This window comes from Salinimonas profundi, assembly GCF_014750655.1.
GTDB classification, from domain to species: domain Bacteria; phylum Pseudomonadota; class Gammaproteobacteria; order Enterobacterales; family Alteromonadaceae; genus Alteromonas; species Alteromonas profundi_A.
This window is the reverse complement of record NZ_JABBXD010000006.1, coordinates 31,069-54,662: the sequence shown is the minus strand read 5'-3', so window position 1 is coordinate 54,662 and position 23,594 is coordinate 31,069. Positions and strand designations below refer to the sequence as shown.

The window sequence follows — 23,594 nt, the reverse complement described above, 5'->3', positions numbered from 1 at the left end:
ACCGATCAAAACAGGTCGTCTGACGGTATAATCGTTCTACGACAAAATTCATATTCGTCAGCAGGTTAAATGTCATGAAGTACAAGGGAACTGAAAATTTTTCTCATAACCAGCCGGACAAACTGGGTGTATTGATCACAAATCTGGGTACGCCCGATAGTCCCACTTCCTCTGCGCTACGTCCTTATCTTAAACAGTTCTTATCTGATCCGAGGGTCGTCGAAGTCCCTCGCTTTATCTGGTGGTTCATTCTCAATGGCGTCATTTTAAATATCCGTCCAAGCCGCTCTGCAAAAGCGTACGCCAGTGTCTGGACAGAAGAGGGCTCACCGTTGCTTACTATCACAAAAGCGCAGCACAGTGCTCTGGCTAAGCGATGTGAGGCTGAGTACGGGGACGATGTGATTGTCGATTTTGCGATGCGCTATGGTAACCCTTCTATTGATGAGGCCATTGACAGGCTAATGGCAAAGGGCGCCAGGAAGGTTGTCGTTCTGCCACTTTATCCCCAGTACTGTGCATCCACTACCGCTTCGACATTTGATGCTATTGCCCGCGACTTTACCTCACGTCGCTGGATACCTGAACTGCGTTTTATTACGCAATATCATGATAACCCGGCGTATATTGAAGCGCTGGCCGAAAAAGTCCGGGCTCACTGGGATAAACATGGCCGCGCAGATAAATTACTGATGTCCTATCATGGCATACCTAAGCGATACCTGCTCAACGGCGACCCTTATCATTGCCAGTGCTATAAAACCTCCAGGCTTTTAGCAGAAGCACTGTCACTTAACGATGACGACTACATGACAACATTTCAGTCTCGTTTTGGTCGGGAAGAGTGGTTACAGCCGTACACAGATGAAACAATGAAAGCGTTACCTGCAAATGGCGTGACCGCCGTTCAGGTTATCTGCCCGGGGTTTTCAGCGGATTGCCTTGAAACTATTGAGGAAATCGGCGAGGAAAACCGGGAGTATTTCATGCACGCCGGTGGCAAGCGTTACGAATATATTGAAGCGCTGAACAGCGATAAGAATCACATCGATATGCTCTTCTCGCTGATTAAACAAAATTTGTACGGTTGGTCAGCGACGCAGGAAAATACCGAACGCGCAGAACGGGCAAGGCAGCTTGGAGCAAAACAATGACATCAACCCCGCAAATACCTCAGGAACTGCAAAAGGCGCAGCGTCTGGCTAATACTATGGATTCGGCCTTCAGGATACCGGTGATTGGCTACCGTATCGGTCTAGATGGCATCATTGGCCTGATTCCGGGTATCGGTGATGTGATAACCGTTGCGATTGCCGCCAGAATTGTGCGCCTGGGGCACAAGATGGGCATGCCCAAATCAATGATAAGCAAGATGCTTCGCAATATTGTGCTGGACTTTCTGCTTGGCGCCGTGCCGCTTGTGGGCGACGTGGCGGACTTCTTTTTCAAAGCTAACCAGCGTAATGTAAAGGCGATGGAAAAGTGGTGGCTATCACAAAATAAGCAGGACATTCGCACTAATACCAGTGAACAGCTTAATCAATGGGAGGAAACACAGCGCTCCTAGCGCTTCGCGACGTGCTGTAAGCCTGTTAATCTCGCCTTTCAACTAATCGCTTTTATGTAAGTAGCCGTAGCCATTATCACGCAGCTCTTTGCGCAACTCTCGCATAAAGAAAAGGAGCAAGATAACGGATGAAAGCCTCAGACCTGTTCGTAAAAGCGCTGGAAGCTGAAGGTGTGGAATACATCTTTGGCATTCCGGGAGAAGAAAATCTCGATCTTCTTGAATCACTTCGAACATCTTCAATCAAACTTGTTCTGACCCGCCATGAGCAGGGTGCAGGATTTATGGCAGCGACCTATGGACGCCTGACCGGTAAAGTCGGTGTATGTCTGTCTACGCTGGGCCCGGGCGCCACTAACCTTGTGACCCCGGCGGCCTACGCACAGCTAGGTGCGATGCCAATGCTGATGATCACGGGGCAAAAGCCGATAAAAACCTCAAAACAGGGCCGCTTTCAGGTCATTGATGTGGTGGATATGCTGCGCCCAATCACCAAATACACAACACAGGTCGTCAGTGGGGAACGCATTCCTTCGGTGGTACGCGAAGCTTTTCGTATTGCTCATGAAGAACGTCCCGGCGCTGTCCATATTGAATTACCCGAAGATATTGCCGCAGAAAACACATCTACGCCCTTAATTGCGCCAAGCCTTTCACGTCGCCCGATTGCGGAATACAAGGCAATCAACCGGGCCGTAGAGATGATTGAGCAGGCGACATCGCCACTTCTGCTAATTGGGGCAGGGGCGAATCGCAAACTCACCGCTAAAATGCTACGCCAGTTTGTTGATAAAACGGGTATCCCGTTTGTCACAACGCAAATGGGCAAGGGAGTGTTAAATGAAAGTGATCCGCTGTTTGCCGGCAATACCGCTTTGTCAGATGGTGACTTTGTGCACAGGGCTATCGACCGCGCTGATCTGATCATTAACGTAGGCCATGATGTTGTAGAGAAACCACCGTTTTTCATGCATCCCGATGAAAAGCAAAAGGTTATTCACATTAACTTTGACTCGGCTGCGGTCGATCCTGTTTATTTCCCACAGTTAGAGGTGGTAGGCGACATTGCTAACAGTATCTGGCAGATAAAAGAAGACCTGATACCTCAGGATAGCTGGAAGCTTGATTTCTATAAAGACGTCCATGACGCTTACGTGAAACACAGAACCGTCGCCGAGGATGATGATCGTTTCCCGGTTCTGCCAGAGCGGTTTGTCCGTGATGTCAGAAAAGTGATGCCCGAAAACGGTATTGTGACGTTAGACAATGGTGTCTACAAAATCTGGTTTGCCAGAAATTATCCGGCTTACTCGCCCAATACGCTGTTGCTGGATAACGCGCTTGCCAGCATGGGAGCTGGCCTGCCTTCAGCCATCGGTGCAAAACTGGTTCACCCGGATGTACCCGTGGTTAGTGTATGCGGTGATGGCGGCTTCATGATGAACAGCCAGGAGCTGGAAACCGCAGTTCGCCTGAATCTTGATCTTGTAGTCATTGTACTTAGAGATGATGCCTACGGGATGATCAAATGGAAACAGTCCCACATGCAACTGGACAATTTCGGCCTGGACTACGGCAATCCGGATCTAGTCAGATACGCAGAATCTTATGGTGCAAAAGGCTGGCGGATTGAGCAAACCAGTGAGGTGGCTTCCACGCTCAAGCATTGTCTGGAAACACCAGGCGTCCACCTGATTGACTGTCCTGTGGATTACAGTCTCAATGATGAAACGCTCAATCGTACAATCAAAGAATTAAGCGCAAAGCTTTAAGGAGCTCCGGTATGTTGAAAGACAGCTATCCCTACTATCTGGCGAATGAGCCGGTATACGCAAACGAAGATTTAGAAGTTACCAACAAATTCACTCAGAAAGTGGCAACGAAGGTAGCGAAAGCAGGTGCCGATGTCATTGATCAGGCTATTGCAGCAGCTGAGAAAGCGCAGCCGGCGATGACAAAGCTTACGCCCTTTGAGCGTAAAGCCGTACTGGATCATTGTGTAAAACGCTTTGAAGAGCGTGAAGATGAGCTGGCCAAAGCATTGTGTATAGAAGCAGGCAAACCCATCAAAGATGCCCGGGGTGAGGTTACACGTCTTATCGATACGTTCCGGATTGCTTCAGAAGAAAGTGTTCGGATAAATGGCGAAGTTATCAACCTGGAAATATCAGAACGGGCACGCGGCTATCAGGGCATGACAAAAAAAGTGCCAATTGGACCCTGCTCGTTTATATCGCCGTTTAACTTTCCTCTTAATCTTACTGCTCACAAAGTCGCACCAGCAATCGCCGCTGGGTGCACATTTGTATTAAAACCTGCCTCAAAAACACCGATTGGTGCGTTAATCATTGGTGAAATTCTGGCAGAGACCGATTTACCCAAAGGCGCGTTTTCTATTTTGCCTTGCAGTCGTGATGGTGCTGATCTGTTTACCACCGATGAACGCCTTAAGTTATTAAGCTTTACAGGCTCACCGGATGTGGGTTGGGAGCTTAAAGCGAAGGCCGGCAAGAAACCGGTAGTACTGGAGCTGGGTGGTAACGCCGCATGCGTGGTAGATGAGGACGCTGATATTGATGATGCTATCGATCGCATTATCGTTGGTGCCTATTATCAGTCGGGACAAAGTTGTATCAGTGTTCAGCGCTTACTTATCCACGATAGCCTCTATGATACCTTCAAGGAAAAATATGTAGAGCGTGTGGCCGGTTTAGTCTCTGGCGATCCGATGGATGAAGATACCTTTATCGGGCCGATGATAGCGGAGTCTGAGGCAGAGCGTCTGCATAACTGGATTAACCACGCCAAAGAGCAGGGAGCGACAATTCTAGCCGGCGGCGGCAGAGATGGCGCAATGCTGGAAGCTACCGTCATGGAAAATGTACCAAAGGACTGTGATGTTAGTCAGGAAGAGGCATTTGGCCCGGTATCCGTGCTATATAAATTCAGCGATTACGACGAGGCGCTTAAAGAGGTGAATAACAGCCGGTACGGGTTGCAGGCTGGCATTTTTACCCGGGATATCTACAAGATACAGCAAGCCTGGGATGAGCTTGATGTTGGTGGTGTCATTATTGGCGACGTGCCCAGCTGGCGGGTAGATAACATGCCTTACGGCGGCGTGAAAGATTCCGGGCTGGGGCGCGAAGGTATTCGTTATGCTATTGAAGACATGACAGAAACCCGTTTACTGGTTATTCGTCGGCCCTGATACAGACCTGCTAATTAAGCCGCTGGCTCTGTAGCGTACGCTTCTAGTAAAGAAAGTGGCACTACATCCAGCGCTTTTTTATTGGTCGCCGACAACACCACTTTCGGTGCAACGCCAGCCTGGTGTGCCTCAAGCCAGCGCGATGCACACAAGCACCACCGGTCGCCCGCGTTCAGCCCCGGAAATGCCAGTTCAGGTTTCGGCGATGACAAGTCATTGCCCCGGCGTAATGAAAATGTCAGGAACGGCTCATCAACAATAGCGCAAATACTATGGTTGCCCAGATCCGCAGCAGGAACTGAGCAAAAACCTTCGCGGGTAAACCCTGAATTGCCACAGCAAAGCATCAGTGGTTTGCCAAAAACATTCTTTTCATTAGCCATAATTTATTCCTGTCTAATCAATTCCCTGGCTTTGAGAGTATAAAATTGCATCAGTTATAGCAACAGTTACGACCTATTCATTAGAGGGACTTTTATGCTGGATAAAAGTAAAAAGGGCACACCTCGGGAAAAGCAGAATTATTCTGATGAGGAAATTGCCCGTTTTGACGAGCTGGCAGAATCCTGGTGGGACCCCGAGGGTGAATATAAAACCGCGCTTGAGTTTAATCGCGCCAGAACCACAATCATGATTCATGAAATTTGCCATCACTTTGGCCGCTCTCCGGGCATGCCCAATCCGTTTCATGATTTGAAAATTCTGGATGTAGGATGTGGCGGTGGCCTGATCAGCGAAGCCATGGCAAAAGAGGGGGCAGAAGTCACCGGTATTGATGCCAGTGCTGTCAGTATAGAGGTGGCCAAACGTCATGCGCAGCAGTCAAACCTGACTATCGATTACAGACACTGTCTGGTTGAAGAAATGAGCGACGACACACACTACGATGTGGTGATAAATGCCGAGGTGGTAGAGCATGTACCTGACCAAAAAGCATTGATAAAAGATTCAACGCGACTGGTACGTCCCGGCGGAATGCTTATTGTAGCGACTCTGAATCGAACATTTGCTAGTTATCTCATTGCAATTCTGGGCGCTGAGTACATCATGGGTTACCTGCCAAAAGGTACGCACTCATGGCGTAAATTTGTCAAACCCCGACAACTGGATAAATGGGTTGGCAGAGACTTTTATAAAACCTTCAAGTGCGGCATGGCGATGAACCCGTTCAATCAGAAATGGCGACGCAGCCGCGGCATGCGGGTCAATTATATGCAGTGCTATCACTATTCAGAAAAATGATATACGTCGCTTTGCCAAGATAATTTGACTATCTTTTGTGCATCGTTAATCTGGATTTAAACGGCGATATGGAGAGCGGTGATGAAAATTTATGAAACACGAACAGCCCCGAATCCTCGGCGTGTCAGAATGTTTCTGGCCGAAAAAGGCGTAGACATGGAGTATGTGCAACTTGATTTGCAAAAAGGCGAAAATCTGACGGCAGAGATGCGCGCAAAAAACCCGCTGGGCAAAGTACCGATTCTTGAGCTTGATGATGGAACCTGCATTGCTGAATCTGATGCTATTTGTACGTACTTTGAAAATACTGTTCCCGAGCCAGCGCTCATGGGCACGGATGCAAAAAGCAAAGCCGTAATCTCAATGTGGCAGCGACAGGTGGAAATGGCGTTGTTACTTCAGGTAGGAATGTGTTTCCAGCACTCTACAGGTTACTTCAAGGACAGAATGGTACCGGTTGCTGAATATGGCAAACAGGCAGGTATCAATGCGGCAAAATATTTGAATATTCTGGAGCGACGTCTGGAGCTCAATACGTATATTGCCGGGGAAGACTTCTCTATTGCTGACATCACCGCCCTCTGTGCTATCGATTTTGCCCGTGTGGTGGATATACGACTGTCAGAAGAACATAACAATATCCGTCGCTGGTATGAGTTGGTCAACCAGCGTCCCAGCGCTAAAGCCTGATGATTTCGTTGTACACGGCGCCTACGCCTAATGGATGGAAAGCGTCAGTTGCGCTCGAAGAGATGCAACTGGACTATAAAGCGCAGACTGTAGATCTACGCAAGGGCGAACAAAAGCAAAGCTGGTTTACCGCGCTCAACCCAAATGCGCGGATCCCGGTCATCACCGACCATGATAATGCTGATTTAACGCTGTTTGAGTCCGGTGCCATCATGCTCTATCTGGCAGAGAAAACCGGGCTGTTTCTGCCTGCTGAACCCGCCAAACGTTATCAGGTCATACAATGGCTGATGTTTCAGATAGGCGGAGTAGGGCCTATGATGGGACAGGCCAATGTTTTTTACCGCTATATGGATGAGCGTATTCCCAAAGCGATTACCCGTTATCAGAAGGAATGCCGGCGATTGTTCGAAGTCTTAGACCAGCATCTTGGCGACCATGAATACCTGGTAGATGATTACAGTATCGCAGACATGGCAAATTGGTGCTGGGTACGCACGTATAAATGGTCAGGCGTGTCCATAGAAGGGCTAACGCATTTGCGGCGATGGAAAAACAGCATAGAGGCACGCCCGCTTGCCAGAAAAGGTGTGGAAGTACCGCACAAAATTGTTCCTGAGGCGATAGAAAAAGCGGGCAAAACGTTAATTTAACGTACTGGTATTCAGTGCAGGCTATTTCTCAATAAGCTGCTTAACCGCTGACAGCGTATCAGCTTCGTTAGCAGGCTTATCCCAACGAATACGGTGAAAACGCGGAAAGCGCAGCGCAATGCCTGATTTATGGCGTGATGAAGGATGTGCTGCATCAAAGGCCACTTCAACAACCAGCGATTTTTTTACTTCTCTGACTGGGCCGAAACGGCCAACCGTATTGCGTCGCACCCAGTTATCCAGTTTCTTCAGCTCTTCATCGGTAAAGCCCGAATACGCTTTGCCAATTGGCAGCAAGATATCTTCCTCCCACGCGCCGAAGGTAAAGTCTGAATAGAAACTGGACCGCTTGCCGTGACCACGCTGAGCATACATCACCACCGCATCCACCAGCTTTGGCTCGCGCTTCCACTTGTACCACTGCCCCTTCGGCCTTCCGGGAATATAGTTGCTATCCAGGCGTTTGAGCATCAGACCTTCCACTGCGGTATCATCGCTGGCTTGCCTGTATAACGTTTCAAGTGCAGGTTTTGTCGAGACGTCCAGCACAGGGGAGAGGTGCAGGCGCGGACTTTCAGTCTGCCGGACAAAAGCATCCAGTATCTTTCTGCGCTCTGACAATGGCTTATTGTGGTAATCATCATCGCCAATACTCAGCACATCGTACGCCATGAGCCCCGCTGGCAGGCTGTCCATCAGTTTTTTAGCCGGTTTCTTTTTATTGAGGCGCTGCTGTAACTGATTGAATGTGTCCACCTGGCTACCATGCATCACCAATAACTCACCGTCCAACACGCAGTGTGACGTTATGGTGTCTAGCAAATCGGGAAAGGCATGGCTGATATCGTCGCCGGTCCGGCTAAATAAGGCCTTGCCATTTTTAGTGCAGACCAGTTGTACCCGTATTCCGTCATATTTGTATTCAGTTTGCCATTGCGACGGGTCAATTGTTGCCAAATCATTTTCATCAATAGGATGGGATAACATAACAGGGTGAAAAGTCACCTGGTCAGAGATATCGGGTTTGTCAGATCGACCCTCCAGCCACGACAGAAGCTCAATGTATGGCGGATTCACGCCGTGCCAGAGTGCTTCAATTTCTTCTACGCGGGTATCACCGAATCGTGCCAGGATCTGCTTCATGGAACGGGCCGATACGCCGATGCGCAATCCCCGGGTGCCGAGTTTTATCAGCGCCCAGCGCTGTGATGCCGTCATTCTGTTCAGATAATCTGCCAGCAATGGCTTCACCTCGGTGCGTTTGGCGTTCATAAACTCTTCGACAATCTCACCTAAGCCGGGAAGCGCCGTATCATTTACCTCAGAAGGAGTCGGCCACAAGTGTGCAACCGTTTCACTCATCTCGCCCACATAGTCGTAACTAAGTTCAAACAGCACCGGATCGATTCGTTCCAGCATCAGCTGTTTTACCGCATTTCGCTTAAAAAAATCGAAACGCAGGGTGCCGGCCATGGCTGCAATTGCCCATCCTCTGTCGGGATCGGGTGTATTTCTCAGATATTCAATGATTAACGCGGCTTTGGCATTCGTCCCCGGCGTAAAGTAAAGCTGCTCAAGTAGATCGGCAAATGCGTCCATTATCCGGTTTCCTCATCGTCTTCATAGCCAATAAGCGACAATGCTTTAGCCTTAAAGCCCATTTGCGTTGCCTGATGAACCAGTGCATCTTCCCTGCCGTGCGTCACCCACACTTCATCCGGCTGAACGTCTTCAATGGTCTGAATCAGTTCGGGCCAGTCACAGTGGTCGGAGATAATCAGCGGTAGCTCTACCTGCTTTTGTCTGGCCCTGGCACGGATTTGCATCCAGCCTGACGCCACTATCGGGCGAACATCGGGTAGTGATCGTGACCAGCGGTCTGCAAGTGCAGACGGGGGAGCAATAACGACTTCACCGGCCAGGGTCGCCCTGTCCTCCACATCGTTTACGGGAATCAACTTACCCAAATCAACGCCTTGTTTCTGATACAGGGTGCAAAGGCGTATGAGGGCGCCGTGCAGATAGATAGGTTTGATATAACCTGCTTGTCTTAAAGCCAGAATGACCCGCTGGCATTTGCCCAATGCGTAGGCGCCCACCAGATGACAGCGATGGGGAAATACCTGCAGCGATGTTATCAGTTTATCGATTTCTGTCTCGATAGGAGGGTGAGTGAAAACAGGCAAACCGAATGTTGCTTCTGTAATGAAGACATCGCAGGGGACGACTTCGAAGGGCGGACATGTCGGGTCATGACGGCGTTTATAGTCACCGGACACCACCAGGCGACTGCCGCGATATTCAAACAGTACCTGACTGGACCCTAAGATATGCCCGGCAGGGAAGAGCGTCATTCTGACCGGATCGTCAGCGTTGCCCAGCTCCACAGTGTCGCGGTAGGCCATGGCATGAGTTGTTTTTGCCATATCCTCGCCATAGCGCGTTGTCATAATCTGTAATGTCTGGGGGGTGGCATACACGACATCGTGCCCGCTTCTGGCATGGTCTGCATGACCGTGAGTCACGATGGCGTTTTTTACCGGCAACATCGGGTCGACATAAATATCTGCCGGCTGACAATATAAGCCTGCTTCTTCGACACTTACCCAGTCTTGTGGATGCAAATTTCACCTCCCTCTTGGTTTCAAGCATATACGGTGTGCGCTGATATAAGGTTGAATGAAATAAACTTAAGGGCGCATCAGGGCGTAAATACAGCCGGGATGTGACTTACACAAAGCGGGTGGCTTTTATTCTTCCGGATTCCTTTAAACAATGGTTCGAACAACGTGGATGGTCGCTACGTGCTTATCAGAAAAAAATGCTGAGGCAGGTGCCGCAACATGACGCTACGCTGCTCATTGCGCCAACGGGGGCAGGGAAAACCTTATCCGGTTTTTTGCCATCACTGGTAGAATTGCATAATGCGCCCCGGGAAGGGCTGCATACGCTTTACATCTCGCCGCTTAAAGCCTTAACCCAGGATATTCATCGTAACCTGCTTGAGCCCGTTGAGGAGATGGGGCTTGATATCAGTATCGAAACCCGCACGGGTGATACCCCTTCTCATAAACGACAGCGGCAACGCAAAAAGCCCCCTAATATTTTGCTCACCACGCCGGAATCGTTGATGCTACTGCTATCGTACGCTGACGCAGATAAGATTTTTGGCAGGCTGAGTACCGTAATCATCGATGAGGCGCACAGTCTGGTTGCCAACAAACGCGGCGATTTCACCACCCTGGCCCTGGCGCGATTACAATCACTGTCTCCGGCGCTGCGACGAATCGGGCTTTCTGCCACGGTAGCCGACCCTTTTGCCATGGCCGGCTGGCTGGGAAAAACCGGTGAACCTGCGCACGTGATGCAGGTAAAAGCGCCGGTCAAACCAAAAGTCAGAATGCTCAAATCCCGTTCCAGAATGCCGTTCGGCGGCTTTATGGCTCGCTATGCCATGGATGACATCTATGAGCAAATCTGTCAGGCCGGTACTACGCTTGTTTTTGTGAATACCCGCGCTCAGTCTGAGCTTATCTTTCAGATGTTGTGGGAGAAAAATACCCAGGCATTACCTATTGCGCTTTACCATGGCTCACTGAGCAAAGAGCAGCGGCGCAAAACGGAAAATATGATGTCGCAAGGGATGCTCAGAACAATCGTGTGTACCTCCGCACTGGAGCTTGGCATAGACTGGGGGAATGTGGATTTGGTGATTCAGGTGGGCGCGCCTAAAGGCGTGAGCCGTCTGTTACAGCGTATCGGCAGAGCCAATCACCGACTCGATGAGCCCAGTAAAGCGTTGCTGGTACCGGCAAATCGCTTTGAGGCACTTGAATGCCAGGCTGCCATGGATGCCATCAAACAAGGGCAACTGGATGGTGAAGCGCCCATGCCGGGCGCCATGGATATTCTGCCGCAGTTTATTTTGAATTGCGCCTGTAGCGAACCGATTACACCTGACACTATTTATGCGCAGGTGCTCGATGCTGCGCCTTATCAGGGTGTAGCGCGTGACGAGTTTGACAAACTCTGGCAGTACACCGTGGATGGCGGATACGCGCTGCGGGTGTACGATCGATATCAGCGGCTGACACAAAACGACGAAGGGCGCTGGACACCAGCATCTAAACGGGTCGTCCAGCGCCACCGGCAGAATATCGGCACTATTGTTGAGGCTGGACGCCTTAAGGTTAAACGCATCCGACGCGGTAATCAGGGTAAGATCATCGGTGAGGTGGAAGAGTACTTTGCACAGCAACTTGTTACTGGCGATACATTTTTATTTGCCGGCGAAGTACTGAAGTATGAAGCAATACGAGATATGCAATTACATGCGCGGCCGGCCCGGGGCGGCGAACCCAAAATCCCCAGTTATGCCGGTGGGCAGATGCCATTATCGACATTTCTGGCTGAGGGCGTCAGAGAGCTATTACAAACCCCGTCCCGGTGGAAAGCGTTACCGGCGCAGGTACGTCAATGGCTGGATTTGCAACAACAGTTTTCACAGATTCCTGACAACAAGACGGTTCTGGTGGAGCAATTCGAGTACCGTAAAGCCAATGTTGCACTTTACTACACCTTTGAAGGACGTAAAGCGAATCAGACGCTGGGCATGTTGCTGACCAAGCGGATGGAAAGGATGCGGCTTAAACCGCTATCATTCAGTGTCACAGATTATGGGTTATCGGTATGGTCCCTGAAGTCAGTCACTCAGCAACAGGTTGAACAACTGTTTTCGCCGGATATTTTAGGTGATGAGCTTGAAGACTGGATGCTGCAGGCACCCATGCTAAAGCGTTCTTTTCGCCGGGTAGCCATTGTCAGCGGCCTGACTGAACAGCGCTTTCACAGCAGCCAGAAAACGATGAAGCAAGTCACATTTTCTACAGACTTAATCTATGACACCTTGCGCGAATATGATCCTGACCATATTCTTCTTGCCGTTACCCGGGCAGATGCAGAGCGAGAGTTACTGGATTTAAAGCGGCTTGCTGATATGCTCATCCGGTTTGTAGGCAAAATCCGTCTGGTAAATCTTGAAAAAGCATCACCCATGTCCATTCCTATCGTGCTGGACGTGCGCGCTGAACAGGTTAAAGGGGCGGGCGCTCACGCACTGATGGAGCAGGCAGATTTATATGCCGAAGCCGAATCTATGCTGGATGAGGTTAAAGCACTGCTCGATGGGCGTAGTACGTGATAAACGAATGAAGCAGGAGTGTCGTGGTAAGCAGTAACGATTGGCTGGAACAACGGGTCGCCTGCAATCAGGCTGTGCCTGCAAAATTTGGTGGCGTCACCTGGCTGTTTGATGCCCGGGGTGTGGCGTGGCTTCCTGCGCAGGATATGTTAATTGTGTCTGACCTTCATCTTGAAAAGGGCAGTTACCTGGGAAGCTTTGGTCATCCCTTACCACATATGGATAGCCGCGCTACACTTGACCGGCTCAGTGCTATCATTGATGACTATCAGCCACGCTGTTTACTGTGTCTTGGTGATAGCTTCCATGATGTTCACGCCGTTTCGCGCATGGACGATTTTGATAAGTCTTTTCTGGCCAGCCTCATCAAGCGGGTTGATGAATGGGTATGGGTGCTGGGTAATCATGATCCGGCTATTCCTGAGGAAATAGCGGGGGCCAGGCAGCATCGGTTACGCGTCGATACAATCGGCTTTTGCCATGAGCCTGAGGCTGACTGGCCGGAATGCTCACACCAGGTTATCGGTCATTTTCATCCCAAAATGCGGGTATCAGCAGGGCGGCAGCGCGTTCGGGGCCGTTGTTTTGTCTTAAGTGACGCGTTGCTCGTTATGCCGGCTTTCGGACAATACACTGGCGGCTTGTGGGTGGACGATCCGGTAATGCACGCTGTATTAAATGGAAAACCGGCCCAACAGTTTCTGCTCAGCGATGAACGTATATTTTCAGTAAAATCTGCAGGCAATAAAAAAGGCAGATAATCTGCCTTTTTTACTTAAATGGTTAGTCTCTCCAGCGCTTAGTGAGGTCGCTATAGGCATCAATGCGACGATCCCTGAAGTATGGCCAGATCCGCTTCACTTGTTCGGTACGGGTTAAATCAAGCTCGACCATCAGCACCTGTTCTTCGTCGGCGTCGGCCTGTGCCAGTAATTCGCCCTGAGGGCCGGCAATGAAACTTTGTCCCCAGAACTGAATACCCGGATCGTTATCTACCGGTGAGGCTTCAAAGCCGGTGCGGTTAGCCACTACTACAGGTACTGAGTTTGCAACGGCGTGGGCGCGCTGAATGGTCTGCCACGCGCCAAATTGTCTCTGACGTTCTTCTTCAGTATCGTTTTTATCCCAGCCAATGGCAGTTGGATAGAACAGAATATCTGCGCCACGCATGGCCATCAGTCGGGCTGCTTCGGGGTACCACTGATCCCAGCATACTAACACCCCAAGTTTACCAACGCTGGTCTGAATAGGCTCAAAGCCCATATCACCAGGCGTAAAGTAAAACTTCTCATAGAAGCCTGGATCATCAGGAATATGCATTTTACGATACTTGCCGGCAATCTCCCGCGAGCGGTCAAACACGACCGCGGTATTGTGATACAGACCAGAACCGCGCTTTTCAAATAACGACGTAACCAGTACCACGTTATATTTTTCCGCAAGTTCACCAAAAAACTCAGTGGCCGGGCCGGGGATGGGTTCAGCTAAATCAAACGCGTCAGTATCTTCCTGCTGACAGAAATAAAGTGTGCTGTGCAACTCCTGCAACAGAATACACTCGCATCCATCGGCTGCAAGTTGCGCTATCTTATCTGCACTTTTCTGCCAGTTGACTGACTTATCGTTATCTTCAACGGCCTGCTGGACCAATCCTATTTTTAACGTCTTAGACGTCATAAACACTCACCCCTTGTTGAAGTTGACTAAGCACTTGCGCGTTAAGCGTATGCCTGGGAATTTGCATTGAAATACAATGAAGACTGCCGAATTGCTGAATAAGTGGCGCACAGTCAATTGGCGTTATTTGATGCTGTGGAAATGCATCTGTCATTACGGCCAGCGCGGTTTCATCTTCTGGCTGACCATATATGGGTACCAGTACAGACTCGTTACAAATCAAAAAGTTCGCATAAGAGGCCGGTAACCGTTCATTATTTTCATTAAACATTGCCGGCAGCGGTAATCGGTACTGTGTATGGTCTGGCAGTTGCTCATGGCATTCCTGACATAATGCGCGTAATCCGGCAAAATGTGAATCATCCGGGCGATTATCGGCAGCCTGAATCACCAGCCCCTGGTGAGGCGTAAAACGCACCAGCGTGTCAATATGCCCATCGGTATCATCACCCTCAAGGTGACCATTTTTAAAAATGGTGACTTTTGATGCACCCAGCACACGCTTGAATACTGTCTCGTAATCGTCCAGTGTCATATCTACATTACGTCGCGGGTTTAACAGGCATTGTGCGGTAGACAATAAATGCCCCTGGTCATTAATTTCCAGTGCACCGCCTTCAGCAACCACCGAGCTTGTCTGTACCGGGCGCTGGCACAATGCTGACAAGTAGCGCTGATTCACCTGATTGTCTTTAATCGCATTAAACTTTTCGCCCCAACCATTAAAGGAAAACTCCACCGGCTGATTGGCGCTATCACCTGCCAGCGTTAAAAACGCGTAGTCACGCATCCAGGTGTCATTGTATTCACCACAAACAAGCATAACCCTGGCTTCGCTGCTAACAAGAGAGACTATTGTCGCTTTATCCTGAGGGCGGCACAGTAAAATAACGCCAGCGCCGGCCGTATTGATGGCGGCTATCAGGCTTAGATACGTGTTGCGGACATCGTCAAGCCACGGGGCCCAGTCGGTGTTCTCATGCGGCCACGCCAGCAAAACAGCGTCGACTTCTGACCATTCAGGAAGAAGTGATGTAGAAGTTGTCATAGATGTACTCATTGTAAAATTACGCGAATTATACTGTGCAAGTAAGCAGGCTTAAATGGGCATTACGCACACCACCTAAGAAAAGTTGTAATTTATCCGGCTGTTCAGCACACCTTATTGCTCTGCCTGCCTGACGGGCCCAGACGCACTATTTTGCGATAGCGTCTGAGTAATACGTGCAGATTTTAGACATTGATATGTTACAATTACCGGATATCGGATGGCTCTGATGACGTTTTGGTTGTTTTGTTTTAATTAACAACTGCTACGCATCTCAGATATTAAATCAATGCTGGCCGGGTACGGTATAAGATGAGACAGGGGTATTAACAAATTTTCATGTTAGCCTTGTCTTATCGTGTTTAAGATAAAACGTTGTTATAACAGTATTAGTTGTTTAGTTAGGATATGTCATGCTAGCAAATGAAGCCGTGGTAGTGCGCGATGCGCTTGAGCCGGTTATCGCTAAAGAAGCGCAAATAGTCAGACAGGCCCTTATCGAAAAAGGGTTGGAAACACCCATGATCGATAATCCGTTATCAGGTCAGGAAAAGCGTGATCGTATTGAAGCCGCAATGACTGACATCATGGATGCGCTGGGCCTTGATCGTAGTGATGACAGCCTGACTGAAACGCCTAAGCGTATCGCAAAAATGTATGTCGATGAGATTTTTGGCGGGTTGGATTACAGTAACTTTCCTAAAATTACTACCATCGAAAACAAGATGCAGCTTAATCAGCCTGTTCAGGTAAGCGAAATAAGTCTGACCAGTACCTGTGAACATCACTTTGTTACTATTGATGGAACTGCATCGGTGGCGTATATCCCCAGAGATACCGTGTTGGGCTTGTCTAAAATTAATCGATTAGTCGGCTTTTTCTCGCAACGTCCACAGGTGCAGGAACGTTTAACCCAGCAGGTGATGGTAGCGATTCAGGCGTTAACAGGTACGGACGATGTAGCAGTGACAATCAATGCTACGCATTACTGTGTAAAGGCGCGGGGTATTCGCGACAATAATTCTTTCACGCGCACATCTGCTCTAGGCGGGCAGTTTGCAACTGATGCAAATTTGCGACGTGAATTTTTTGCCGGTTAATCTCTCTTTTTTACCGCAGGAGAGCGTCCTGCGGTAATTCCGACACCACTAAATTGACCTGCTCATTGATGCCATCCGCTGGCACAATTTCAAGGCCCGTGTGACATTTGTCGCACTTTGCATACTGTTCTGTGTATTTATTACGTAATTCGTGGTGAGCAATGGCATTAATGTGACCGCAATGGGGACACATATACTCATGTTCTGTTGCTGTAGCCATGATAACTCCTGCGCTGAGCGACTCAACCAATACTGCTGGTCGTAATCATTGAGCAGAGATACCTTCAAGAAGCACACCATTAATATGCTACAGCACAAAATTTAATGTTTGAGCAAACTCAGTGAGAGCAGTACTAACCGTCAGGGATAGTAGTGAGGGCTGTCACTGCTCCCTGGCGCCTATTCTGCTAACCACCACTGTTGCTGATAGCCCGCCAGCGTGAGTGGCGCAGTGGTTGAATCCAGAGATTGTGAGGTAATCAAATCGTTCGCGGTTTGTCCTTCCAGCACCTGAAGTAACTGACCTGAAATCTGTTGAGGATGCTCAGAGAAATTACATACGACTAACAGCTTTTCGTTATAGCTATTGCTGCGAAGATACGCAAAACAATGTTGGTTACCGGTATCAAGGATCTGTGTCCGGCTGTCGCCGAAGATACGGTGTGATTTACGGATGAATATCAGCTTTTGCAGCGTGGTGAAAACCTGCTTTTTGGCTGTAATTTCCAGACTATCCTCATCGCAACCCTGGGTTACGTGTGCAATGTCATCGTGCGTGACAGCTACCCGGTTGACCCAGCGATCATCGTGCTTTTTCGCTTCATCATCAAGATAGCTATGGTCATTAAGCAAACCTAATTCATCGCTGGAATAAAGCAGAGGGATGCCGCCGATACTAAATGACACCCCGTACAGCAATACCATTCTTGCTACCGCAACATCCACCTGCGCCTGATCCTGCTCGTCCAGCGCCTGTTCTAAACCGCACAGTGAAGCCAGCGTGCCGCATACGCGACAGTCGCCGGTGGTCGGATTTTCTGCAAACGGTACACCCTGAGCAAATGAGCCTTCGAAGCGACCGGTGAAAAACTGGTTCAGAAAGTAGCGATGGTCATGGGGATTGACGCCCATGTCCCAGGCTACAGCATCGTCAAATGTCCACCCGATGTCATCGTGGCAGCGAATATAGTTTACCCAGGTGGTATCCTGCGGAATGGCAAAGCTCTTCTGCATCGAACGCGTCAGCAAGTTAGTTTTGCGCGTGGCCATCGAGTTCCAGAGCAATGCCATCAGCAGTGGGTTATACGAAAGCTGGCACTCGTCCTTGCGCACGTATTTGACTACTTCATCAGGATGAACAATGGCTTCAGATTTAAACACCACTGACGGGGCTACAATTTGTAAGCAGCAGTTGAAGGTTTGAATGAGCGTATGTGCCATAGGCTGGTTTTCACAGTCGGTACCCATTTCCTTCCAGATAAAAGCCAGCGCATCCAGACGCAAACCTGCACAACCAATGTTCGCCAGAAATAGCATCTCGGCAGTGATCGCGTTGAAAACATCCGGGTTGCGATAATTTAAGTCCCACTGAAAGCTGTTAAATGTCGTCCATACCCATTTTTGCATGGTGTCATTGAAGGTGAAACTGCCCCGACGGACCTGCGGAAAAATTTCCCTTACGGTCTGTTCAAATTGATCCGGCAGCGTACGATCGTCAAAAAGGTAATAGAAATTCTGATGGCGCTTATCGCCCTCCAACGCAGCCTTCGCCCAGGGATGTTCGTCAGACGTGTGATTAAACACAAAATCCAGGATCATGCGAATACCAGCTTTATCCAGCGCTTTTGCCAACTTTTTTAATTGTGCCATAGTGCCCAGGGCGGGGTTCACTTTGCGGTAATCTGACACTGCATAGCCACCATCGCTATCTCCCTCTGGCGACGCGTACAGCGGCATGAGGTGCAGGTATGTAACGCCAAGCGACTTAAGATAGGGGATTTTATCGTGCAGATCTTCAATCGTCGGACCCATCAGATCAACATAGCAGGCCATGCCAACTTCTTGCTCGCCGCGATACCACAGCGGTGAATCAACAGATTTTTTATCCTGTTGTTTAAGTTGCTTATTGCGGTTTTTGAATCCCTCTGCCAACACGTTTACTAGCTGTTGCAGGTAGTAATAGCAGTCATACTGGTGCCCATAAACCTGGGTGTAAAGCGACAACAGACGTTCAAAATGCTGCTCAAGGCGAGCAGTAAATGCCGCTTTATCCTGTGCAGTCAGGCCGCTTAAATCGGATTGGGAAAGCAGTCGTGTCAGACAGGTTTGACTATCGGCCGCATAGTTCATGGGAGACCTCCGCAACAGCATGTACTCGCTGTAATAACAAATTCTTCACAATGGTGTTTACACTTTTGCAAACTCTTGCTAATTTATCTTAAACGATTAAGTTTAAACTTCAAATTAAAAGTTGTTTTAAATCACATCGCACAATAGTCGACGCCGGTTATATTGTGTTAACACAGGAAAGACAACACTATGCAGCAGTCCGGAAATTACCTTATTCGCTGGCTGACGTATCTGATGTTCATGATGTTTGCTATGACCTCAGACTCGGTAGGCGAAATTATCAAAGAAGTGAAAGTTGCCTTTGATGTTACGAATGCACAGGCCAGCCTGATGCATTCTCTACCTATGCTGGGCATTGCGCTTTCTGGTCTTTTTCTTGGTTTTTTGGCCGACAAGCTGGGGCGCAAAACAACCATTGTCATCGGTTTAGCGTTGTTTGGGATAGCCTGTTACAGCTTTCTGATTGCTAACGACTTCATATTTATTGTTTCACTGATGAGTCTGTCGGGCGTGGCCGTCGGCATTTTCAAAACCGGGGCGCTGGCGTTAATTGGTGACATTTCCAGCTCGACACGCCAGCACACAGCCACCATGAATGGCGCTGAAGCCTTTTTTGGGGTGGGTGCCATTATTGGCCCGCTGATTGTGGCATGGCTGATCCACCGTGGCGTACCCTGGCAGTATCTGTATGTCATCGCCGGTGGCATTTGTACGCTGCTTATTGTTGTGGCTGCTTTTGTTCGCTATCCCAAATATGTTGCTTCACATCAGCAAACGGTAGAAAAAGTCTCGCTTAAAAAGTCACTGGCATTGGTGAAAAATCCGTATGCGCTTGGCTTCTCGGTGGGCGCGTTTTTGTACGTTGCGGCCGAAAGTGCAATCTATGTCTGGATGCCCAGTTATCTGGTGTGCGATGCCCTGACCATTCAGGATACCTACGCCTGTTACAGTGAAGGTGCCGCCAGACAGCTGGCGATTTATTCCGTTACCGCGTTTTTCGTGCTGCGCGCACTGGGCCGGTTTGTCGGTATCTGGATGATGGCCCGATTTAACTGGGCGCTGGTTTTAATGCTGTTCAGTGGCGCTATTGTTCTTTGTTTCACTGTCGGTCTGGTGGGGGGCAAACACATTGCGTTATATCTTTTCCCGCTGACGGGCATTTTCATGTCGGTTATTTATCCCACGTTTAACTCTAAGGGTATCAGCTGCTTTGAAAAACATCAGCATGGCAGTGTGGCAGGAGTTATTTTGTTTTTCACCGCCGCGGGTGCAGCTGCAGGCCCGCTTATCATGGGGCTGGTCAGTGATGCCATGGGCGGAGATGCCAAGTATGGCTTTATGGTGGCAACCGGTTTTGCGACCTTGCTGTTTCTGGGATTGTTGTATAACTACATTGCCAATCCGACACGTCAGCGACTGGCTGAGATTGAGGCGCGTGACTACGGCGTGGCGGGGCAACAAAGCTGAGCGCACTGTCGGGCCTTCAGTCAGGTCCGACAGCTGCTTACACCGGCCTCTTTGTGCATTTACAGCTCATACAGCTCCAGCGGTAATTTGTCCGGATCAGCAAAAAATGTGAACCGTTTATGGGTATAGGGATCAACCCGTACCGGTTCTACCTCGATAGCATTGTCTTTGAGATATGAAACAACCTCATCCAGGTTGTCTACCTTGAAAGCCAGATGCCGAAGTCCCTGCGCTTCCGGTCGACTCGGTCTTAACGGGGCATCTTTAAACGAGAATAACTCAATCTGACCGCCGTCTGGCAACGCAAGATCGCATTTGTAGGACTGTCTGTCCTCCCGGTAATTCTCATCAATTACTTCCAATCCCAGAACCTTTGTGTAAAACGCTTTAGACCGGGGATAATCGCCGCATATGATGGCGACGTGATGAATACCTTTTAACATGGTGTCTCCTAAGGGACGTCCTGACCACGGACTGTTTCAAACAACAAATACCAGTCTTCTCTGCTCAAAGATAATGTTGCGGCCTGGGCGCAGGCGTGAATACGTTCAGGATTGGTTGTGCCAATAACCGGCTGGATTCTGGCCGGGTGACGGGTAAGCCAGCCCAGTACAATAGCTTCCGGCGCTACATGGTATTTTTCAGCCAGCTCGCTGACCAGTCTCGCTGTGGCCTCATCGGTTGCGCCCTGTGTCCGGCCACCACTGAAACGGCCTTGCGCTAAAGCGCCCCACGCCTGCAACTGCACATTATGCATCTGACAGTATTCAACGGTGCCAGCGGTAAATCCGGCTTGCCCATAATCTGGCGTATTTACAGAAATCGCCTCTTCCACGAATCCTCGCGCTGCCAGACTTAGCTCCAGCTGATTCGCAACGATGGGCGTATTCAGTGCGCTTTGTAAATATTCCATCTGAAACCGATTCATATTGGATACGCCAATATGCTTTATTTTGCCAGTCGTTATCAGGGTAGCCAGCGTCTGTGCGACTTCATCCAATGCGATGAGCGGATCAGGGCGGTGTAAAAGCAATATATCCAGTTGCTCAGTGTTAAGCCGACGCAGAGAGCCTTCAACACTTTGCGTGATCCACTCAGCCGAGAAATCATAGCGTTTAGGTCCTTTTGCATCAGCAAACCGGATAGCGCACTTTGACTGAAGGATCATTTTATCCCGCAGGTGCGGCTGGTCTGTCAAAAGTTGCCCGAATACGGATTCTGCTTTGCCCAGTGTATAGATATCTGCATGGTCAAAGACGGTAATACCCGCATCAAGGGCCGCTTCTACTGCACCTTGGGCATGCACTTTGTCGTCGCGCGTAAGCGCTGCGTCGTCCCAGCTTCCCCCTAAGCCCATGCAGCCATAAATCAGGTCGCTGGCATTCGGAAAATGATGTTTAAGCATCGTGTTCACCTACAGAATACAAAATGAAAAGTTTATCATGCCCCAATCGGTATCCCTATTAAACTGAACCCTGCTGTAATGTGTACTTATCGTAAAGACAGCAGTAATAAGATAACCATGCTTAATCAGAACTATAGTCAGTCGGTGATGATAAATACACAGCAGTTGGAGTGGGAAACATCACCCGCCCGTAATGTGTGGCGAAAAAAACTGGAGCGAGAAGCCGAAGAGTCGGGAAAAGCCACGTCGCTGGTGAAATATGGTGAAGGCGCGTCGTTTTCTACCCATACCCATCCTGCCGGGGAAGAAATATTTGTGATTACCGGCACATTCAGTGATGAATCCGGTGACTACCCTGCGGGCAGCTACTTGCGAAATCCGGCAAAATCCAAACACGCTCCCTTCTCAGACGCAGGCTGTGAGCTGTTTGTGAAGCTTTGTTATTTTGCGCCCGGTGATGTCCGTTCGGTACGCATTGATTCAAATGTCGCAGGTTGGCAGCAGGGCATGACGAATGCCCAAAAAATCTTGCCGGTGCACCAGTTTAACGAGGAAATCACCCAACTGATTGAACTGGATAACGATGCATCATGGCACCCAGTCATACCCGACAATGGATTTGAAGCGCTGATTCTGTCCGGTGAATTGCGTGAACAGGGTAAAAAAATTCCGGCGTTGAGCTGGCTGCGACGTCCGGCTGGAAAAGACCCGCGCTTTACCGTAGAAAACGGACCGGTACGCATTTTATTAAAGACGGGACATTTGCCCAAACAAGGATAGGCTATGAAAATTTTGCTTTTAGTTCTACTGCTCGGATTATCGCTTTCAGCCTGCACTTCTAAACCTGAAAATGTTGAGCCTGTCTCTGATTTCGATGCGCAGCAATATCTGGGGAAATGGTACGAGATCGCCCGTCTTGACCATAGTTTTGAAGAAGGGCTGAGTAATGTGACTGCCACCTATTCCCAGCGGAAAGATGGCGGAATAAAGGTGGTGAACCGTGGCTTTAATGATGAAGAAGGGCAGTGGGATGAGGCTGAAGGTAAAGCGTATTTTGTTAAAGATGAGACTACCGGCTGGCTGAAAGTCTCTTTTTTCGGGCCGTTTTACGCCAGTTACATTGTTGCCGATCTAGACAAAAATTATCAGTGGTCATTGGTGACCGGCCCCGATAAAGACTATCTGTGGATATTGGCCCGCCAGCCGTCTATGGATGAATCTCGCCTTGAGGCTCTGATAAAAAACGCGGCTTCTATGGGTTATGATACCGATGCGCTGATTTTTGTTAAGCATGATCGTAATCAAAACTAAATGCCGTCCGGATGATATACTCTGCGTTCTGAGATTCGATGTGAACAAAAAACGGACGAGCCGTAGTGATTGAAGAAAAAATAAAAGCGCGGGCAAATGGCCAGTGTGAATTGTGTGGTAGCGATGAGAACTTATCTTTGTACGAGGTGCCTTCGTCACCGACCAGTGGCGTAGACAGTACCATTCTGGCGTGTTCAACCTGCCAGTCTCAGCTAATGGGTGATTCCACACCGGATACAAATCACTGGCGTTGTCTCAACGATGCAATTTGGTCGCCCGTCCCGGCGGTTCAGGTCGTCGCATGGCGCATGCTGAATAAGTTAACTGGTGAACCCTGGGCCCAGGATCTCCTCGATATGATGTATCTGGATGAGCCTATGCAGCACTGGGCTGCTGCAAACCAGGCTGATGAGTCAAAAGCGCCTACCCTGGATAGTAACGGCGTACCGCTGGCCGCTGGCGACACCGTGCATCTGATCAAAGATTTGAATGTGAAAGGAGTCAGTTTTACCGCCAAGCGTGGAACAGCAGTGCGCAACATTGGCTTAAGTGATAATCCTTTGCATATTGAAGGTCGTGTGAACGGTACCCGTATTGTTATCATTGCGGCTTATACCAAAAAAGCGTAAGCACAGAATCTGTTCAGGTAGCTACAGATCGTTAACCGTCACTTA

23 protein-coding genes are annotated in these 23,594 nt (G+C 49.3%); 14 read left to right on the top strand and 9 right to left on the bottom strand.

Annotation, left to right across the window (positions count from 1 at the left end; translation table 11 throughout):
* Nucleotides 1-74 precede the first annotated feature (74 nt).
* From hemH to HHX48_RS11415, 4 genes are all read left to right on the top strand, one after another.
* Nucleotides 75-1,154 carry a ferrochelatase gene (hemH, locus tag HHX48_RS11430; protein WP_191025217.1) on the top strand — a complete coding sequence of 360 codons (1,080 nt, stop codon included), beginning with the start codon at nucleotides 75-77 and terminating at the stop codon, nucleotides 1,152-1,154.
* Nucleotides 1,151-1,567 (top strand): DUF4112 domain-containing protein, encoded by a 417-nt coding sequence (locus HHX48_RS11425; RefSeq protein WP_191025215.1) that lies wholly within the window; start codon nucleotides 1,151-1,153, stop codon nucleotides 1,565-1,567. Before hemH ends, HHX48_RS11425 begins: the two co-directional genes overlap by 4 nt.
* A 128-nt stretch (nucleotides 1,568-1,695) precedes the next feature.
* A complete protein-coding gene (locus HHX48_RS11420; protein ID WP_191025214.1) occupies nucleotides 1,696-3,339 on the top strand; it encodes an acetolactate synthase large subunit in 1,644 nt (547 codons plus the stop codon).
* An 11-nt stretch (nucleotides 3,340-3,350) separates the two neighbouring features.
* A complete protein-coding gene (locus HHX48_RS11415) occupies nucleotides 3,351-4,778 on the top strand; it encodes an aldehyde dehydrogenase family protein (protein WP_191025212.1) in 1,428 nt (475 codons plus the stop codon).
* Nucleotides 4,779-4,792: 14 nt separating this feature from the next.
* Here the strand turns inward: HHX48_RS11415 and HHX48_RS11410 are convergent, their stop codons facing one another.
* Nucleotides 4,793-5,161: a DUF2237 family protein gene (locus HHX48_RS11410; protein WP_191025210.1), complete on the bottom strand. Its 369-nt coding sequence runs from the start codon at nucleotides 5,159-5,161 to the stop codon at nucleotides 4,793-4,795.
* Between the two features lie 94 nt (nucleotides 5,162-5,255).
* Between HHX48_RS11410 and ubiG the strand changes: the two genes are divergently transcribed.
* The 3 genes from ubiG to HHX48_RS11395 all read left to right on the top strand — a co-directional run bounded on the left by ubiG (nucleotide 5,256) and on the right by HHX48_RS11395 (nucleotide 7,363).
* A complete protein-coding gene (gene ubiG / locus HHX48_RS11405) occupies nucleotides 5,256-6,020 on the top strand; it encodes a bifunctional 2-polyprenyl-6-hydroxyphenol methylase/3-demethylubiquinol 3-O-methyltransferase UbiG (protein WP_191025207.1) in 765 nt (254 codons plus the stop codon).
* Between the two features lie 81 nt (nucleotides 6,021-6,101).
* A complete protein-coding gene (locus HHX48_RS11400; protein WP_191025205.1) occupies nucleotides 6,102-6,710 on the top strand; it encodes a glutathione S-transferase family protein in 609 nt (202 codons plus the stop codon).
* Nucleotides 6,710-7,363 carry a glutathione S-transferase family protein gene (locus HHX48_RS11395; RefSeq protein ID WP_191025203.1) on the top strand — a complete coding sequence of 218 codons (654 nt, stop codon included), beginning with the start codon at nucleotides 6,710-6,712 and terminating at the stop codon, nucleotides 7,361-7,363. Before HHX48_RS11400 ends, HHX48_RS11395 begins: the two co-directional genes overlap by 1 nt.
* A 21-nt stretch (nucleotides 7,364-7,384) precedes the next feature.
* On the opposite strand, the gene HHX48_RS11390 is transcribed toward HHX48_RS11395, so the two are convergent.
* A complete protein-coding gene (locus HHX48_RS11390; RefSeq protein ID WP_191025201.1) occupies nucleotides 7,385-8,962 on the bottom strand; it encodes a cisplatin damage response ATP-dependent DNA ligase in 1,578 nt (525 codons plus the stop codon).
* Complete coding sequence (locus HHX48_RS11385; RefSeq protein WP_191025199.1) at nucleotides 8,962-9,987, bottom strand: ligase-associated DNA damage response exonuclease; 1,026 nt, start codon at nucleotides 9,985-9,987, stop codon at nucleotides 8,962-8,964. The genes HHX48_RS11390 and HHX48_RS11385 overlap by 1 nt, the downstream gene beginning before the upstream one ends.
* Nucleotides 9,988-10,088: 101 nt before the next feature.
* On the opposite strand from HHX48_RS11385, the gene HHX48_RS11380 reads away from it, so the two are divergent.
* The gene (locus HHX48_RS11380; protein WP_317983503.1) at nucleotides 10,089-12,563 is read left to right on the top strand and encodes a ligase-associated DNA damage response DEXH box helicase; all 2,475 of its coding nucleotides are present in this window, start codon (nucleotides 10,089-10,091) and stop codon (nucleotides 12,561-12,563) included.
* A 23-nt stretch (nucleotides 12,564-12,586) separates the two neighbouring features.
* Nucleotides 12,587-13,324, top strand: coding sequence for a ligase-associated DNA damage response endonuclease PdeM (gene pdeM, locus HHX48_RS11375; protein WP_191025197.1), 738 nt, complete (start codon nucleotides 12,587-12,589; stop codon nucleotides 13,322-13,324).
* 22 nt (nucleotides 13,325-13,346) lie between these two features.
* On the opposite strand, the gene HHX48_RS11370 is transcribed toward pdeM, so the two are convergent.
* Together HHX48_RS11370 and HHX48_RS11365 are read right to left on the bottom strand one after the other, a co-directional pair.
* Entirely contained in the window at nucleotides 13,347-14,240 is an 894-nt protein-coding gene (locus HHX48_RS11370; RefSeq protein WP_191025195.1) for a carbon-nitrogen hydrolase, read from the bottom strand.
* Complete coding sequence (locus tag HHX48_RS11365) at nucleotides 14,230-15,288, bottom strand: agmatine deiminase family protein (RefSeq protein ID WP_191025193.1); 1,059 nt, start codon at nucleotides 15,286-15,288, stop codon at nucleotides 14,230-14,232. The genes HHX48_RS11370 and HHX48_RS11365 overlap by 11 nt, the downstream gene beginning before the upstream one ends.
* A gap of 413 nt (nucleotides 15,289-15,701) precedes the next feature.
* On the opposite strand from HHX48_RS11365, the gene folE reads away from it, so the two are divergent.
* A complete protein-coding gene (gene folE / locus HHX48_RS11360; RefSeq protein ID WP_191025191.1) occupies nucleotides 15,702-16,388 on the top strand; it encodes a GTP cyclohydrolase I FolE in 687 nt (228 codons plus the stop codon).
* Nucleotides 16,389-16,398: 10 nt separating this feature from the next.
* On the opposite strand, the gene HHX48_RS11355 is transcribed toward folE, so the two are convergent.
* Nucleotides 16,399-16,608 (bottom strand): hypothetical protein, encoded by a 210-nt coding sequence (locus HHX48_RS11355; RefSeq protein WP_191025189.1) that lies wholly within the window; start codon nucleotides 16,606-16,608, stop codon nucleotides 16,399-16,401.
* A gap of 179 nt (nucleotides 16,609-16,787) precedes the next feature.
* Nucleotides 16,788-18,737 carry an alpha-amylase family glycosyl hydrolase gene (locus HHX48_RS11350; protein ID WP_191025187.1) on the bottom strand — a complete coding sequence of 650 codons (1,950 nt, stop codon included), beginning with the start codon at nucleotides 18,735-18,737 and terminating at the stop codon, nucleotides 16,788-16,790.
* Between the two features lie 234 nt (nucleotides 18,738-18,971).
* On the opposite strand from HHX48_RS11350, the gene HHX48_RS11345 reads away from it, so the two are divergent.
* Complete coding sequence (locus tag HHX48_RS11345) at nucleotides 18,972-20,204, top strand: MFS transporter (RefSeq protein ID WP_191025529.1); 1,233 nt, start codon at nucleotides 18,972-18,974, stop codon at nucleotides 20,202-20,204.
* 59 nt (nucleotides 20,205-20,263) lie between these two features.
* Here HHX48_RS11345 and gloA2 read toward each other — a convergent pair whose 3' ends face one another.
* Both gloA2 and HHX48_RS11335 read right to left on the bottom strand, forming a co-directional pair.
* Nucleotides 20,264-20,647: an SMU1112c/YaeR family gloxylase I-like metalloprotein gene (gene gloA2 / locus HHX48_RS11340; protein ID WP_191025185.1), complete on the bottom strand. Its 384-nt coding sequence runs from the start codon at nucleotides 20,645-20,647 to the stop codon at nucleotides 20,264-20,266.
* Between the two features lie 8 nt (nucleotides 20,648-20,655).
* Nucleotides 20,656-21,609 (bottom strand): aldo/keto reductase, encoded by a 954-nt coding sequence (locus tag HHX48_RS11335; protein WP_191025183.1) that lies wholly within the window; start codon nucleotides 21,607-21,609, stop codon nucleotides 20,656-20,658.
* Between the two features lie 117 nt (nucleotides 21,610-21,726).
* Between HHX48_RS11335 and HHX48_RS11330 the strand changes: the two genes are divergently transcribed.
* The 3 genes from HHX48_RS11330 to HHX48_RS11320 all read left to right on the top strand — a co-directional run bounded on the left by HHX48_RS11330 (nucleotide 21,727) and on the right by HHX48_RS11320 (nucleotide 23,549).
* Nucleotides 21,727-22,389 carry a cupin domain-containing protein gene (locus HHX48_RS11330; protein WP_191025182.1) on the top strand — a complete coding sequence of 221 codons (663 nt, stop codon included), beginning with the start codon at nucleotides 21,727-21,729 and terminating at the stop codon, nucleotides 22,387-22,389.
* A 3-nt stretch (nucleotides 22,390-22,392) separates the two neighbouring features.
* Nucleotides 22,393-22,920 carry a lipocalin family protein gene (locus tag HHX48_RS11325; protein WP_191025180.1) on the top strand — a complete coding sequence of 176 codons (528 nt, stop codon included), beginning with the start codon at nucleotides 22,393-22,395 and terminating at the stop codon, nucleotides 22,918-22,920.
* A gap of 65 nt (nucleotides 22,921-22,985) precedes the next feature.
* Nucleotides 22,986-23,549, top strand: a complete 564-nt coding sequence (locus HHX48_RS11320) for a PhnA domain-containing protein (RefSeq protein ID WP_191025178.1) — start codon at nucleotides 22,986-22,988, stop codon at nucleotides 23,547-23,549.
* Nucleotides 23,550-23,594 lie beyond the last annotated feature (45 nt).